15 protein-coding genes and 2 pseudogenes are annotated in these 16,051 nt (G+C 45.0%); 2 read left to right on the forward strand and 15 right to left on the reverse strand.

The window, feature by feature from the left end; all coding sequences use genetic code 11:
• Nucleotides 1-67 precede the first annotated feature (67 nt).
• The 10 genes and pseudogenes from CFBP1590_RS26355 to CFBP1590_RS28660 form a co-directional block, all read right to left on the reverse strand.
• Nucleotides 68-586: a hypothetical protein gene (locus tag CFBP1590_RS26355; protein ID WP_088236269.1), complete on the reverse strand. Its 519-nt coding sequence runs from the start codon at nucleotides 584-586 to the stop codon at nucleotides 68-70.
• Between the two features lie 507 nt (nucleotides 587-1,093).
• A complete protein-coding gene (locus CFBP1590_RS26360; RefSeq protein ID WP_050575468.1) occupies nucleotides 1,094-1,438 on the reverse strand; it encodes a hypothetical protein in 345 nt (114 codons plus the stop codon).
• Between the two features lie 113 nt (nucleotides 1,439-1,551).
• Nucleotides 1,552-2,640 (reverse strand): tetratricopeptide repeat protein, encoded by a 1,089-nt coding sequence (locus CFBP1590_RS26365; RefSeq protein WP_050575467.1) that lies wholly within the window; start codon nucleotides 2,638-2,640, stop codon nucleotides 1,552-1,554.
• A 104-nt stretch (nucleotides 2,641-2,744) separates the two neighbouring features.
• Entirely contained in the window at nucleotides 2,745-3,740 is a 996-nt protein-coding gene (locus tag CFBP1590_RS26370) for an SEL1-like repeat protein (protein WP_029244048.1), read from the reverse strand.
• A 159-nt stretch (nucleotides 3,741-3,899) separates the two neighbouring features.
• Nucleotides 3,900-4,781, reverse strand: coding sequence for a tetratricopeptide repeat protein (locus CFBP1590_RS26375; RefSeq protein ID WP_088236270.1), 882 nt, complete (start codon nucleotides 4,779-4,781; stop codon nucleotides 3,900-3,902).
• A 932-nt stretch (nucleotides 4,782-5,713) separates the two neighbouring features.
• Nucleotides 5,714-6,625, reverse strand: a complete 912-nt coding sequence (locus CFBP1590_RS27770; RefSeq protein ID WP_145958196.1) for a tetratricopeptide repeat protein — start codon at nucleotides 6,623-6,625, stop codon at nucleotides 5,714-5,716.
• 402 nt (nucleotides 6,626-7,027) lie between these two features.
• Nucleotides 7,028-7,534: a hypothetical protein gene (locus tag CFBP1590_RS26385; RefSeq protein WP_145958197.1), complete on the reverse strand. Its 507-nt coding sequence runs from the start codon at nucleotides 7,532-7,534 to the stop codon at nucleotides 7,028-7,030.
• A 251-nt stretch (nucleotides 7,535-7,785) separates the two neighbouring features.
• A pseudogene (locus CFBP1590_RS28655) lies at nucleotides 7,786-7,884 on the reverse strand (transposase domain-containing protein); the annotation flags it as partial.
• 110 nt (nucleotides 7,885-7,994) lie between these two features.
• On the reverse strand, nucleotides 7,995-8,390 hold the full coding sequence (locus CFBP1590_RS26395) for a lysozyme inhibitor LprI family protein (protein WP_088236271.1): 396 nt from the start codon (nucleotides 8,388-8,390) through the stop codon (nucleotides 7,995-7,997).
• A gap of 185 nt (nucleotides 8,391-8,575) precedes the next feature.
• Nucleotides 8,576-8,785 (reverse strand): annotated as a pseudogene (locus tag CFBP1590_RS28660) (type VI secretion system tip protein VgrG); the annotation flags it as partial.
• Between the two features lie 97 nt (nucleotides 8,786-8,882).
• Between CFBP1590_RS28660 and tnpB the strand changes: the two are divergent.
• Nucleotides 8,883-9,242 (forward strand): IS66 family insertion sequence element accessory protein TnpB, encoded by a 360-nt coding sequence (gene tnpB, locus CFBP1590_RS26405; RefSeq protein ID WP_231991785.1) that lies wholly within the window; start codon nucleotides 8,883-8,885, stop codon nucleotides 9,240-9,242.
• A 17-nt stretch (nucleotides 9,243-9,259) separates the two neighbouring features.
• On the forward strand, nucleotides 9,260-10,813 hold the full coding sequence (tnpC, locus tag CFBP1590_RS26410; protein ID WP_088236272.1) for an IS66 family transposase: 1,554 nt from the start codon (nucleotides 9,260-9,262) through the stop codon (nucleotides 10,811-10,813).
• 30 nt (nucleotides 10,814-10,843) lie between these two features.
• Here tnpC and CFBP1590_RS26415 read toward each other — a convergent pair whose 3' ends face one another.
• From CFBP1590_RS26415 to CFBP1590_RS27785, 5 genes are all read right to left on the reverse strand, one after another.
• Nucleotides 10,844-11,671, reverse strand: a complete 828-nt coding sequence (locus tag CFBP1590_RS26415) for a hypothetical protein (RefSeq protein ID WP_088236273.1) — start codon at nucleotides 11,669-11,671, stop codon at nucleotides 10,844-10,846.
• Between the two features lie 996 nt (nucleotides 11,672-12,667).
• Nucleotides 12,668-13,408: a hypothetical protein gene (locus CFBP1590_RS26420; protein WP_088236274.1), complete on the reverse strand. Its 741-nt coding sequence runs from the start codon at nucleotides 13,406-13,408 to the stop codon at nucleotides 12,668-12,670.
• A gap of 707 nt (nucleotides 13,409-14,115) precedes the next feature.
• Nucleotides 14,116-14,352 (reverse strand): hypothetical protein, encoded by a 237-nt coding sequence (locus CFBP1590_RS28220; protein WP_231991787.1) that lies wholly within the window; start codon nucleotides 14,350-14,352, stop codon nucleotides 14,116-14,118.
• Nucleotides 14,353-14,358: 6 nt separating this feature from the next.
• Nucleotides 14,359-14,658, reverse strand: coding sequence for a hypothetical protein (locus CFBP1590_RS28225; protein WP_231991788.1), 300 nt, complete (start codon nucleotides 14,656-14,658; stop codon nucleotides 14,359-14,361).
• An 886-nt stretch (nucleotides 14,659-15,544) separates the two neighbouring features.
• A complete protein-coding gene (locus tag CFBP1590_RS27785) occupies nucleotides 15,545-16,048 on the reverse strand; it encodes a S8/S53 family peptidase (RefSeq protein ID WP_145958198.1) in 504 nt (167 codons plus the stop codon).
• Nucleotides 16,049-16,051 lie beyond the last annotated feature (3 nt).

Here is a 16,051-nt window from a genome sequence, read left to right on the forward strand (position 1 = left end):
ACCTTAATTCAGCTATCTCATTTAGATCGGGTAGCTCATTCAACTCGCTGAAGCTAAAACGTAGCGCTCAACGAAAGTCTTCATCGCTTTTCTTAACGGAATAGATACCCTGCTCAGCTTTCCGACTGATAAATGCATACCCGCCCTCATTACACGTACGTCTCAGTACCACTTTTTCGCCTCTCAGCACAGTCAGGTAACTCACAAATGCCTGCGACAACAGATATGTATATTGCCCATTTTTGAATTTGATAATATTTTTATTAACACTACCTTCTGAAGCATCCATCAGGGAAAACCGATTATTTGGTGGAGCCTTTTTATCAGGATAGTACATTTCTATTTGGTCCGCCGTACCGTAGCGATATTGAACATACCCAGAGATGGGATTGGTGTTGTTGGATGCGCATATTGATACGATCTTATCCCCCGGCAAAGGACAACTGAAATAGATATCTTCATCTGCCGCGCACAATGTTACGCCTAAACTGTCTGGATCACTTTGAGCGGCGCATGCTGAGGTCACGAACACGAAAAGCGATGCCAATTGATACAGTATTTTACCAGGGAAATTCGTCACGCTCATTTCAATCTATGCTCCAAACATTGACGACGCAATAAAATAACAAAAAACTCTATTTGCTCAGCCTTCGCTTTTGGAGCATTCAAGTTTGTCTATCGTATAATTTGAGACAGGAATGACGCAAGCGTAAGACTCATCTTCAATCGGCGTCAGGGGTGTAACATCCAAATCAAAACTGATACCGCCGCTTGAGGACAGTATTCTTCGTCTCCGCAAAAGCAAAATCATCCAGCAACGATTTCGAACCCAAGCTACAAATATTTTCTTCAGATACGACATGCCAGGCTTTACTGGGGTCTAAAATCTGGATAACCAGGTAGGGCGAAACAAATTCTTTTGCAATTAACACATAAGCTCGCAAATGGAATTCCCTGCAATAGTTAATTTGAAATCCTCGGCACTTTTAGGCACGTTCTCAATACCCTCTCTAACCTCTCGGCTTATGACTTTATTTCCGCACTTATCACATAATTCCTCAGAACCACTTTTCCGTTTTTTATCACAGTTAAATTACTCGCTGACATCTGTGAGACAAGGTAGGTATAGCTTCCACTCCTTGATAAAATCTTTACTCACGCTTCCTTCGGAAGCATTCACCACAAAAATTCTTTTCTCGGGTGGAATCTTTTCCTGGGGGAAAATCATCTCAATATCGTTTGGAGTGCCATATCTATACTGAACGTATCCAGTATAAGGACTGATGTTACCGCAAGCACAGATAGAAACTATTTTCTCATCCGAAAAAAGCACAACTAAAATAAATTTTCTCACCAACGCTACATAAAGTTGTTTCTGTTTTTTCCTCATCTGCTTGCGCCCAAGGCGTGCAAAGCATTGAAAAACAAAAACAGGCAACAGTGATAAATCTAGGGGTGATCACAGATACTGCTCCTTTAGTTAAACCATCCTACCAACGTCTTAACTAGTTTACCGCACCACGAAGCGTGCTCTAAACTAATAAGCAGCCCTTAATCACCAGCCATTCTTACACTTAATCTTTCTGGAAGTTTTATTTTCTTTCCAGCCGCCAGCATGAGCATGTGGTATTTCTGATAGTTTTCTCTTGCTTCAACTTTCTTATTCATACCCCAATAGGCATCCGCCAAATTTAGATAAGCGACTTTTCTATCTGGATTATCCAAGACTACTCGTCTCAAAAGTTCAACCGCCTCAGCGTAATGCCCAGACTCAGAAAACAAAAAACCTACATCATTAGACCAAGCAACCTTATCTTTGAAATAGTATTTCTGCACGATGTACCGCTCCGGAGCACAATCCTCATCCTTGCCTCCATCAGCAAGCAAAGCGCTCATCAACTGATCAAGCTCCTTCTTATCCTCTTTTCTGTAAGCGCTTAATGCATTACTAATATCTATTGCGACTGAGTTCGGCATTAACTTCTTCGCTTCTTGTCCACCGGATTGAACACTGAAGTGAACGCGCTTTAAATAGTCAAAAGCTTCAGATCCGTCAAAATCGTCTAACACTCTACCCTCTAGGCTTGTGCCCGCTAACACGTAAGCGCTCAGAACCGATCTGTCGCATGACTCGTTAGCAGCCACATATATAACTCGACTCACTCTTATTTCTTTTTGTTTTTCATCATACTGAAACTGGATATTGAATACATAGGAAGCATTATCTTCTTCCTTCGTAACCAAATTCAAAACGCCCTGATCTGAAGGCCCATTGTAATTATAGTCTGTAACTTTACCCTGAACATCGACGGCGCTCAGCAGTTTGTCTTTACCTTTGAAAAATTCAATTTTAAACCCATCAAAGCTTGCAGGGGAATACTTGTTTTTTACGTTCGGCAGCAACTTACTTGACTCAAAAGTTACAATTTTTTTTCCTAACCTATTACCAATAGCGATCACCTCCGCACCGCTGTCGCTCTCTGTGATTACAATTTTCTGCTCGGTAACACCTGGCACCAGATCGACATTTTTAAACGTTACTATTTGATTGCTCGCTGCTCTCTCAACAGCCAGCGCGGGATGGTTGATCCAAAATGGAAAAACTATAATCCAAGACAATAGCGCTCGTTTATCAAACATTGCCACCACCTATCGCTTTACCCATTATTGGACATTTTAAATTGCTCTTCATAGAATTCGGTATTTTTTTTGACCGACGCAAGGTTCGAGTAATCCAGTGCTCATCAGAAGCGTTCTGCTTTAACACAGTGAGTGTTGTTGTCTAAGATAATACCTTTCTCGCGAAGCCGTTCCACGTTTAAGGATGCAGCCTCATGCCCTGCCTTCTCGGCCTCCTCATAACAGGCCATCGCTCGGGGTAGGTCGTTTGACACAATGGCGCCGACTTCGTAGGCGCTCCCCAACTGGATCAACGCAGAAGGAGCACCTGAACGTGCGGCCGTTACAAGAGCGTCCAGCGATTTTTCAGGGTTCAAACACGCTCGCGCCTCCTCGCTATGCCCCTCGCTGCAGTAGAAGTCAGCCAACGCTACTCCTGCCTCAGGAATGCTCTTGGAGGCGTCGATAAGCAATCCAAGAATCTTCTTATTTTCGAGACGGGGCGCTTGACCAGACAAGCTGATTGCAGCGGCAGCAAAAGCAGACTCTGCAGAACCTTGCTCCGCACCGTCCAGGTAGCTGTCCAATGCCGATACGTAAAGTTGAGCTGATGACTGAGACTGGGTCTCCATGCCCAACTGATTAAACAATTCCCCACGCTTGTAGGCTCTTGAAGCCAGCGATAGCTCACCGCTTGGATCTTGAGCATGGAGCACTTTTTCGAGCGACCAGTCTTCAACACGGTTCAGAGTCCAGCAATCGCCATGATTGAAGGTGAATATCTTCAAAACCTTGCCTTTGTTGTCACGTGTATAGACTTGATTCGGCAATTGAACCGTCGTGCTCGGCCTAGGTTTCTGAGCGTTTTCAGGAGCCAATAATGACAGGGTTGATGAATCAACAGCTTGAAACGGCCTTGACACCACCCGATAAGCTGACCCTTTCGGCTCGACCGTCTGCCGGACTACAGGAGAGGCAGTGAAGGCTCTCTGCACTTCCGGATTAGCGGAGAATTCCTTTACGAACCCGACAAAGTCCTGAGTCGGGCATTGAGCTGCAAAAGCGCCTGAACTCATCCCTACAGTGAGCAAGATTAGCCATTTAAAGCTAGAATTTGGCACTCAACAGTTCCTTTGCTGCAGACCTGATTACTTGGAAAACACTAAAAGCGCACGATTCCATTTTCTCATGCGGTGCATTCATCAACACCTGCCGTGTCAAATTTACTGGATTATTTTCAACTGCGCAAATACGCCAATATCGTACTCAACACGACTAGGCTATTGCATGCGCTCCAAAACCCTCCTAGGTATTAACCTCTCCTTGCCAGCTTCTCTCATCAATTTAGCGTATTCTTTATAATACACACCAGCTTTGCGCTTATCGATCCCCCACAAAACATCTGCAATATTCAGCTTTAAAACCATCCTATCAGGCGAAACACGTTCCACCTCACTTAGAACCTTATATGCAAGTTCAAAGCTTTCAGATTGACCTAACGCAAACCCCAAATCATTATAGATGGTAACGTTAGAATTATTAATCGGTGACCCCTTAAGCAACTGACTCATTCTTACAGGTTCTAGATACGCTTTAACAGCATTATAATCATTACTTTTTAATCTAACCAAAGCAATATCACGTGCCAATGTGAGCGAGTCGTCCGTTTTGCCTCTCTCTAATTCAATAATTTTTTTGCTAGCAATATCACGTACGACGTACCACGCGTAGCTGTACCCACCCTCCTCTAGACTTCCTTCGTACCCTGAAAGAGCCCCAGACAACATTGTTTCCTTTTTTAATGAACCAAAGGAGCTCCCAGTGTATATAAAGGTCTCATATTGGATTCCTTTTAAACCGATGCCCGGGTGCGAAACAGACCAAGAACAGGTGAAAACAAAGTAACGAGCTTTGCCATTAACTACGTAAGCATCGCTTATCTCTGCCACGCCACCTTCAGGTTCGCATACGTCAGGCACGTTATACTTTTGGCCTTCACCGCTTATAACCCATCCTTTCAGCACCTCGTGTCCTTTGACACTTTCGGAGGCAAACACTAACTGTGAGGCGCCCATAAATTCAGGATCAAGCTTAAAACTTTTAGTTTCAGCATGCGCCGTGAAGGGCCATAGGAACAACAAAACAACGACAAGCTTATTCATTATTCAAGCTCCGAAAACTCCTTTCCGAACCTAAGGATGTTGGCTCAGTATAGCATCAAAAGCTTTCTGCACAGTTGGATGAGCGTGTGATCGAAGATCGTTATCCTAGGTGCGCAAACCACAAATGAAACTCTTTCCAAAATCCAACTGCTGATGCGTTTTCCATATCTTTTTACACTTAAACCACCTTTAAGAATTTAATAAACCTTGAACTGTCAACACCATTTTTAAACTCAGTGCCGACCTGAATACCGTAAATATTCGACCCATAACGATTTGTGGGAATTGGCCTGCTTAGAAAGCAACGAAAAAGCCATCAAAGTCGTACGCAAACCTTTATCACGATCAACTCCTTTCCCGTTACCAGATCCTGCCCTTCATTGCAATTTTGGAGAGCGGCATCCATTGGATCTCCCTGCAAAGCATTTCACAGACATTTTATCCACCTCTATCATAATGAGCATTTCCAGGGTTGAAAATATCAAACCTTGAAACACCTTATGCTCGACATAGCTTCTTATAAGCACTTACACTGACTTGCCAAGAACTTTCACTAACTTTCTTTCAAAAAAACACAGATACTATCTCTTCACCTTCAACTTACTAAACATAGTTCAGGTTGCGGATCACCATTAGTTAGTGTGTAGAAGATTTCTGCGTGTGCGACAGGAATATTACGTACTTTTTATTTCAAGTTGTTCTTCAGAAAAAACACCGAAACCTTTCGCCGCCCCGATGAGGCTACCACAAGCGGATGCAGTTGTTCTTTTGACGGACTATCCACAACCCAATTGCCAGGAATACTTAGCCCAGAAAAAAGCAATAAGCCCCTGACGTTTAAACGTTTTCAACATCTTTTTAATTTTGTATATAGTTTCAAAATTCTTTTAGCGTTCACAGTAGTTTCTTTGGTTTTTATTAATACTTCCTTGTTACCACCTTGGATCATAACGTTCCATTACCCGGCTAGGTATTTTTTGCTGCCTGCCCTGTTGGATCATAATAGAAACATAGGTATTGTAGTTTTTTTGTGCAGCTTGTTTTTCGCCTTCCGACCAATAGGCATCTGCAAGATTTAAATATGCGACCACTCTTTCGGGGTTATTATCAATTATTTTCTCAAGCAACCAAATTGCATCACCATTGTAATTGGCCTGCTGCCAAAAATAGGCTGTATCATTGAGTATTTGCTGATTATTTTTGGAAAACCCATACTTATCTAAGTAAAGCTTCACAAATGACCTCTTTGGAAAGTCGGCAAATCTGGCATTCTCTTTGTATAGCCGGGAAGTAGCATTTTTAAACTCAGTTAAAAACTGCTCATTGTATTTCTTTGCAAAATCCGTGACAATTTTTTCTTTATCTATGCAAGTTTCAGACTGACAAGTCCCTGCTGAATCTTTCTTTATCAATGAGTAGCAATAAGGTGCGCTAACATACGCATTACTTGGTGTCTTTTCAAGAAAAATAAACCCGTTCGAACGTGACAGCATTGCACTGCAAAAAGGAACTACCCCGAAAGTATCAGACACACCTTTCTTATGCTTAACTAAATCGACTGAATTCGTTACTTTGCTCGCTTCAAGAGACTTAACACCTCCACTCGGACTTATAATCCAAAAGCGGTTCTCTTGCGCAGTGCAGTCACACTCACAGCTTAGCACATACTCTCCACTCAATATGTCCCATCTCGAAGTAGCAATCTCACCATCGTCACAATAATTTTTATCAATTTGGATAGAACACAAATGACTATCCGGATCACATACGACTTTATCTGCTTCAGCGCTCGCAGAAGAGACAAACGTAAAAACAACAGCGAATAACGTTTTCTTAGAAATCACAGAAGTGCCCTTCGATAATCATGTTGTAGTTCGTATTCGTACGCGTAGCCATTTCGCCGCTCATACTCGCGGTGTATGTCAGCCCTTTGATGATACCCATACGCCTACTAAAAGCGTCAGTGCGATATTTCGTGGCGTTTTTTCTGCTCGTTTGAACTGCGAGCCTCCCGTTTTTCGAATAGGGAACTGAAAGCTGACCGAAGAACCTACCTGCTCCAACCGTGCCGGGCTACCTCCAGCGGCCGAACGCTCGTTCCGCCAAACCTCCGGACTGATCAACGCGCCGGGTAGGACTTTCCTCGCTATAGTACCCATTCATGTGTGGCTGTATACCATTTACCGGAGGCAGACCCCGAAGCATAACCTTGGCAAAAGACATATAAATTTCTTTTCAACCAAGCGTCAAAGCGAATAATCTTCGACTTCTTCTAAAAACCAGCAGTTGCTTAACTTAAACACGTATAGGACTAGATAGCCTGTATCGGGCTTTTCCAGCTTAACCGTGGCTGTCTTCTGGTCATTATCAATTACCTCAAGCGTCAGCCCACGTTCCGTGCGTACTCTTTTCTCTGGGATGAGTGGGAACGACACACTTCCCTTTGTAATCAGCTGGGTTTCCTGCTTAGGCTCTGGTTCAGCGTCTATTGTCATTATTTTTTTGAGAGGGTAAACAGTGAACTGCTTTTGAAAGGCCGCATCCTCGGCAAATACGCCCACAAACGTGGAAATATCCTTCGAAGGGCAGAGCACTTGGCCACTGCTAGCAGCCTCAGTCACCACAGTAAAAGCGCTAAGTAGTGAGAGAGCCATGGCAAACCGGAAAACCAAATTGTTCTTCATCAAGAAACCCTTTTTACGCAGAAAGCACCAAAAAGCTTTCGGTTCAACCTTCTCAGGCGGCGTATTCATCAATCCCTGATCCATCAAACGCCCCGCCTTGTCGCTATCTGCGTACCAGAGGCCTGATGCCGATCCCGCTTTCTGCAGAGCCTCCAGCGTTGCCCCTCACGATCGAGGTCAATCAAGGTATTCAGCTGGCGTCGACCTTGATGAAGCTTCAGCCCGCCGTCACGGTGAGTTCCACGCCCGCTTTGATGACGATCTTTTGTAAGCGCTCCATAAACCCCACTAAACTCAATAAGGGTGGCGCGCTCAGCTAGCATTGTGGGTGAACAGCTCCACGGCAACAAGGCTTCGTAATCTTCAACCAAACTTGCCATTGGCAGACGCTCCAGTACGTGGCGCAGCCACACATAAGGTTAGCCGATCCAAGAGTTGCCTCCTATCTTCAAACCCACTCCACTCTTGCAAACCTTTAAACCTAAGTCGCAGCGATGAACGCAGGGAAAATTCCAATCTAAAATTCGTCTTAAATATCGGGCAATACTTTATCCAAATAAGCCGCACGCTCCAGGCTCATCCCCGCCACACAGTTATTAATCGTTGTCAGGTAAGCAGCCTGCCCAACTTCTATTTCAAATGCTTCAAGTGGGCAATTCGTATCACGCAACTTTAGCCATGCACGCTGCGACTCTTTTAGCTTCGCTTTAAATTCATCGCCAAGCCTAGCATCTGATCTATACTGACGTTGAGCTCTTGCAATTAATTTTTTATAACTGTCGTTTAGCCGGGCATCTGCGGTGTTTTTTTCTGCCTTTGCGCACGCGTCAACTTCTTGGCTCGTACCGCTATTAATGCAATCAGCGTGCGCTGGCAGAAAATAGAGAGAGACTAAAACTAAAACAAATCTACAATTTATTTTCACATCCGACTCCCAACAATTTTTTTGAGATATGCAGCTCGTTTCCGCCCGGGTTCATAATGACTGATCGCCGAGGTGTTTTCTATATAAGGATCAATTCATCCAAGTCATCTTTCATCCCCGCTTTTATCGCGGTTTTCTCTTTTGGTAAACCCTTGATATACACAATCAATTAAAATATCCTGAATGGTGCCGTTGCATGCGGAGCCTCCGGTGTTGACCTTCACGACCGGTCCGGCCCTGATAATTTCGCCGACGTTGAGCTTGACGAAGCTTCAGCCCGCTTATACGGTTAGTTCCACGCCCGCTTCGATGACGATCTTTTCACCGGTTTTCATGTTGATCTCGGTGCCTGCACTGGTCAGCCGCCCGGTGCCCCGTTTGACGTGCTGGTTTTGTACTCAGACAAACGTAACCGCTCCATGAACCCCACATTCAAAGCACTAAGCTAATGCCGGATGCTGGGCTTCCGATTCTCTCAGGAGCCCATCCACCATGATGCGACCCGACGCCAAAGTCGAAAAAGTGTATCTCTACCCCAAGCCCGTCGACTTCCGAAAATCCATTGACGGCCTGGCCGCGTTGGTGGAGTTGGATATCAAAGTGGCGGTGTTCGACCCCGTGCTTTTTGTTTTTCTGAATCGCCACCGCAATCGAGTGAAAATCCTTTACTGGGAGCGCAACGGCTTTTGCCTTTGGCTCAAGCGCCTTGAATCCGAGCGCTTCAAAACCTCACCGGATGAAGTCGACGAAGCCATCGTGCTGACTGTTCAGGAATTGAATTGGTTGCTTGATGGATTTGATCTCTGGAGAAACCGCCCGCATAAGGTTTTGACTCCAAGATTTGTGGCCTGACGGGTATAATCCAGGGCATGCGACCAGTGCCCGAAAACCTCCCCGACGACCCCGTGCTTCTCAAACAGATGTTGCTTGAGAGCTATGAAGAGCGCGCGCGCGAGCGGGAAGTCAAAGACGCTTACGCCACTCACATCGTTGATCTCAAAGAGCAGATCAAGCTGTTGCGTGATCGTATTTTCGGTCGTAAATCCGAGCAGACGGTAGAACCCAATACGCCGCAACTGGCCCTGTTCAATGAGCCTGAAAGCGAGCCCATGCCGTCAGTGGGTGACGCTGACGAAGAAGTCGTTGCACCGACACCTCGCCGCGGCAAACGCAAGCCGTTGTCGGCTGATCTTCCCCGCATCGAAGTCATCCACGAACTGCCCGAGCACCAACTGACCTGTGCCTGCGGTTGCCGCAAGCATGTGATCAGCGAAGAAACCAGCGAGCAGTTGGATATCGTGCCAATGCAGATCCGCGTCATCAAACAAGTCCGCAGGATATACGCCTGCCGAGGCTGCGAAACTGCACCGGTCACCGCCGACAAACCGGCCCGGTTGATCGAAAAAAGCATGGCCAGCCCCAGCGTGTTGGCGATGCTGCTGACCACCAAGTATGTCGATGGTTTGCCGTTGCACCGGTTTGAAACGGTGCTCAGCCGACATGGCATTGATATTCCACGCCAGACTCTCGCGCGCTGGATCATCCAGTGCAGCGAACACTTCCAGCCCTTGCTGAATTTGATGCGCGACCGATTACTGGAAAGTCCGGTAATCCATTGCGATGAAACCCGTGTCCAGGTGCTGAAAGAGCCGGATCGAGACCCGACCAGTCAATCCTGGATGTGGGTGCAAGCCAGTGGTCCGCCGGATCGAAAAGTCGTGCTTTTTGATTACACGTCCAGCCGTGCGCAGGACGTACCGTTGCGTTTGCTGGAAAGTTATCGTGGCTATGTCATGACCGATGATTACGCCGGCTATAACGCCTTGGCATTGCAGCCGGGCGTGGAATGTCTGGCGTGTATGGCTCATGCCCGGCGCAAGTTCGTGGACGCGCAAAAAGTGCAGCCCAAGGGCAAGACGGGGCGTGCGGATATCGCGCTGACGCTGATCAACAAGCTGTACGGCATAGAACGTGAGTTCAAGGACGCCAGCAATGAACAGCGGTTTATCGCTCGCCAGGAAAAGAGCCTGCCGATCTTGGGTCAGCTGAAAGTCTGGCTGGATAAAACCCAATCGCAAGTAACGCCGCAAAGCGCCCTGGGCAAAGCGGTGCATTATCTGGCGAATAACTGGAACCGACTGGAACGTTATGTCGAAGCGGGTTATTTGCCCATCGACAACAACGCGGCCGAAAGAGCGATCAAACCGTTCGTGATTGGACGCAAGGCCTGGCTGTTCAGCGATACCGTCAACGGTGCTACTGCGAGCGCAAAGATCTACAGTCTGGTCGAGACCGCCAAGGTCAACGGCCAGGAGCCCTATACGTGGCTACGCCACGTACTTGAGCGATTGCCGCAAGCGCAATCGGTTGAAGATTATGAAGCCTTGCTGCCGTGGAACTGCTCACCAGAGATGCCACAGTAAACCGTCGCCCCACCCTTGGTTAGGTGGGGTTTACGGATCGCATACAAGCGACCAATAGACATCAGCCAAATTTAGAGTCGCCACCACCCTATCAGGATATCTCTTACGAATCTCTTTAAGGATCAGCGCAGCCATTATGTTATTTTCATTAAGATAAAGATAACTTGCATAGTCATTTATTTTACCCACATTCCTTTCGTTTATCGCCATAGAAGTTTCATATATAAAATCTTGAGGTATATTTTTCCTAATTTTGTTTCCCTCATTGCCCAACGTATAGAAAAGTTCGCCTTTCTCGCCCTGCGGCAACTTCGAGAATACCAGATCCAGTTCTTTACTTACTTCTACAGCCGCGTCATCTGCACTTAACACTTTAATCTCCGGATTGACTTCCGAAAACGCAGAGAAATAGGTGCAACATGCTATGCGCTCAATATGAAAGCCTTGTGGAAACAATTCTTCCTTAGGGAATTTTTCTCCGTAGAGCGAATATCTCTCATCTATACTTGGCTCGACCCAAGTTGCCCTCTTGTAGAGCACCCAATCTTTATTGGCAGCACTCCATTTGAATACGTATTTTGTTAAATCAGTATCTCGGGTGTGAAAATCCAAAAGCAACGAAAACTCTGCAGGAAAATAGCCTACGGATAGTCCTCCGTCTCCTAGGTCAAACCCTTCAGAAACCGTCTTGTCCGTTGCTCCGATATTAATCGTAATATTTGAGCTGGCTCCATCCTCTGTGCGCGTTATCGTGTAGCTATCACACACTCCGTCCCCGCTAAGATCGGCTTCACATTTGGTGGCTGCGTTCAGATGACCAGCAGCCAGCAAAATCAAAAAAGAAAAAACCACTCTCATTAATCTTTTTCCCTTAGGACGTCTATGTGCGCTTCAGCAAATATCAATTATTCTTGTTGGGACGAATTCATATAATAGCCCAAATAATCTTTTTGCCTTATTACCGCTAGTGCATGGTTCAATTTTTGTATGTGCTCAATGAACCCACGGAGCTAAAAAATCAGAGTAGAACATCTAGCCGTGAGGTCAAGGGTCGAAGCTCCGCGGCAGTAAGCCTTTGTAAGCCTCAGTCAAAGATGCCATTGACAAAAGCTCTATGCGTGGGTCAACCCCGCATAGAACGTTGGGCAGGTGGCATTGAATGTCTCGACAGGCCTGTACAGTTGGGCGTTGGCCGTCGCGCCTCTAGACGTGTCGCTGAACTACCAGTTCTTGCCTCTTATCACGATGGTGCAGATCGTGCGTTCTGCGACTTTTTTGTCCATTGGTAAATAGCCTTCTTCAATGCACCGATCGAGCTTGCTCCAGTTGCTGGCCAATTAACTGATGGTGTTAAATTTTAAGCCTTTAACTGTGGCTGCGCACTTTAGATCCATATTTTTTTACTAAACAGGTGTCGGCAGACTTCGTTCGTGACAACTTATTTTAAGGTGAGCATCGCTCACTGGGCTTCATGTCACGCTTGATCCGATATAACTTTTTTCAGGTTCAGCGCAACATCCGCGTGCCCCGTTTTACTTGAGGGCTTCACTTTTGTAATTCAACGAGGTTGCGACGAAAATGCGTCCAGCATCCCGAGCCCTCAAATATCCCCCCATTCGTCCAACACGTTGTTGCCGGCGTAATCATAGGTCATGGAGCAGCCGCGATACCCCTTGAGGAAAGTTTCACCATAAACCCACTTCCTTTTTTATGAGAAATACGCTTTCGCAAAAAGCTGAATTTATTATAAAAAGCATTGTATTACCCCTAACATTAACCTGAATCGTATTATTATCGTTGAGCGGTTACACTAAATCATGCACACCGCACGATCAAATCAAAAAATCCAGGCCGTCAATGCAAGAGACTATTGACGCTTTCATAATCCAATCTTTTAAACACCCCCTCTAAGTTTTTAGGAGGAACCTCTATGCGGGTCACCTTATTTAAATCGGACTTACCATAAACAGTAAACATCATATCAGCCCCTAACTCATGCTTAAGAGAGTCCTTCTGCAAAACAGTGACAGGCAACTTATCTATTAACGAATCCCGAGACTTATACACCCGTAGCACTGTTATATCGTTAAACACCCCATCCTTAATAGACGCAGCGTTTGAGGGCTCTTGGATTAAAGATGAAATGTCCAGTGCGCTTACACTTTCTTTCCATGCATCAGAATACCGATAAATAAAGTTTTCGTAATCCGGAATTAGTTTTTCGTTGATATCGCATACAGCCTTATTAATCAAAGCCCCATTCTGCTCACTTCTAATATTGCCATAAATGCAATCAACAAATACGTCATGGCCAACCCTCTTTAAGGTTACATATGCCTCGAACTGAGATCGAACGCCTAGATTCTCATAATGCAGAGCTTTCTTGCCGTCAAAAGCTACCAGATCTCTTGTAATCGCTCCTTTTTCCCCTACAACTCCTTTCAACGATAGTTTTCCGGCAGGCCAACTAATCCGCAAACTCTGGCTTTCTTCATCAATCACATAAATATCTGCATCGCTCGTTTGCTTTTCAACCGCCTTCACTAAAGGGCTTCCAAGAAGAAAAAAAACCACTACAAACCTGATGAACTTCATGCTAATTACTCTCCGGAGCCAAAGACATTGCCTTTAGTATAGCCTCAAACTTTACAACATAACTGGCGATTATCCCTCTCATATCGGCGCCATTAATTACAGCTCTTGCTCCACAATAGTCGGCATGCGGTTATATATATAAGAACCTAGCTTTCTACCCGTTATAATACCCGTCCTCATCCCCCAAATCATTATTGGTATTGAGTATTGGAACTCTGCAGCCAAATCAGACTTAGATACAAAGTCGATGCCAAAATATTCTGAAGCTTTTCTGTAGTTTTTCCAGGTCAAGTTTACCAAACCTCGCCCTCGGTAGGTGTAACCATCACCCTGCACTGTATTTTCGAATTTTATGGCAGTCGATCTTCTGAGAGCTGTGCCTGCCAAAACCGGATCATATTTATTGAAGTATGCTACGCTACCCAGCTCCGCTTTGGAGCTAAAAAACTTAGGCCCCAAGTAGTTATAAGTCTCGTGCCGAGCCGTTGCTAACATATAAGCCAGTCCAACGCTGCACAGCTATCCTTGGGGATGCATTACAATATCCATCCCCAGAAAGGTTTCGGTTCCGGGGGACTGCTTGAGCTACTTCCAAATCACCTAGACGTATCAAGAAACTCACCATTTACTAAGTAACAGTTATCCGGCGTCTTAAAATCAGTCGCTATACAATTAAAACCTCAAAAAAATACTCTCCCTTCAAGGTATCACTTATTAATCACGTCTTTTACATAGCGCTTTATCGAAGCAGCGTCTTTATAAGAAAAGTGCTGTTCCTCCCCCTCTTGGTAACCTTCCATACCTGACAAATTATCATCTAAGGTGATAATCTTGTTCCGTATCAACTTATCATTTTTATCTTTTTTGTACGCATAAACTTGATAGAGTGTGCCATACGTCCCTATACCTCTACTAGTAATCTCCCAAGACGCCAACACGAACACATTTTTTTACCTTTCACAGGATAAAAAAAACAACGATTCGATTTTAGGGTCGGAACCAGCGACATCATACTTGTCGACGAGGGCTCTATCGCTCCTAACGCCGCCCCTTGTTATATTCAGAACAGGCGATACAGGGAATTCCATATCATTTGTATTTATTATAGACAACTCCCCTCCCTCAATAATATCGGTTTTAAACGGCCCTTGTACCACCCCGCCATCAACATAATTTATTTCGTTTTGCGCTGAAGCAAAAACCGAAAAAAAACCAAAGAAAAAGATTAACGCAAGCTTATTAATCAACATTATTCAAAACCTCATTAGTGACTGTAGAGACTGAAACCTGGTCTTTCTATCTGTATATCCATTCTGCCCGCCGTTAACTAACTCGGTAACTTCTGTAACACTACCTGTCTCCGCCACGTCCGACAACTTGTTCCCCGTCCGTCCCACTTTAGTAAACCAAAATACAAATGCAGATTCCACACCATATTCTATCGAGCTTACTAGCATGTCAGGATTGGCAACAAAGTCCTGAATATCTGTAGGATTTTTTTGATTGTGTACGGTAGTGAATTTCCTATATTCCGACTTCCCGGTCACTTCAAGCATGCCTCGCCCCCTGTACATGTATCCCTCTTTGCTTTCCTCACTACCATTACCCATTCTGTTGGCGTAAACGTAGCTGCCCAAATTTTCGGCATTCATTGCGTAAAAGCTTGTCTGCGTCCATAACTTATCTCGAAGCGTTCCAAAGTTACAACTATCGGTCGCGGCATTATAACCATTGACTCTGTTTTGCGTTTTGCATCCATATGTTTTTTCATCTGCGTAGCACTAAATCTTAGACCCTCTTCCACGACCCTTAGCTGCTCTCATGTGCGACTTTTGAAAGAAAGTTAGCTATAACTCTTGACTGCTCAAACTTATAAGCAGCCGCATATTTATTTAGGCACGGAAGAATATTGCGGGGGTTTACTTCTGAGCCTGCAGGGTCAGCAGGGTCAGCAGGGTCAACAGGGTCAACAGGGTCAACAGGGTCAACAGCTTATAGATTTCTCTCATCTGAAGCCTGAATAAACAACAGCCAGCTGGCCCCAGCCTTTAATTACTGGAGCCACACTTAACTGTCTGCTCTCACATTTAAACTATGGACACACAAAGCTCGAGCTTAGATGTCCACCTTAACAAGTTATTTGAAATCCTCATCACTTTTAGGTACCTTCTCGATGCCTTGTCTTGCCTCTCGACTTACGACTTTATTCCCGCCCTCATCACAAAACTTTCTTAATATAACCTTTCCATTTTTTAGCACAGTTAAATTGCTCATTGACATCTGTGAAACAAGGTATGTATAGCTTCCATTCTTGAATTTAATAATATCTTTGCTCACACTACCTTCGGAAGCATTCACTATAAAAAGCTTTTTCCTAGGCGGAATCTTTTCCTGCGGAAATATCATCTCAATATTGTCTGGAGTGCCATACCTATACTGAACATATCCAGTACTAGGGCTGGTATTACCGGACGCACATATCGAAACTATTTTCTCATCCGAAAAAGGACAACTAAAATAAATCTGCTCGCTGGCTCCACATAAAGTTTTTTCTGGCTCATCGTCATACGCTTGTGCCCACGGCACACAAAGCATTGAACAACAAAAGCAGGTGATAGCGGTAAATTTAGACTTAAACATAGA

Source organism: Pseudomonas viridiflava (genome assembly GCF_900184295.1).
GTDB classification, from domain to species: Bacteria; Pseudomonadota; Gammaproteobacteria; order Pseudomonadales; family Pseudomonadaceae; genus Aquipseudomonas; species Aquipseudomonas viridiflava.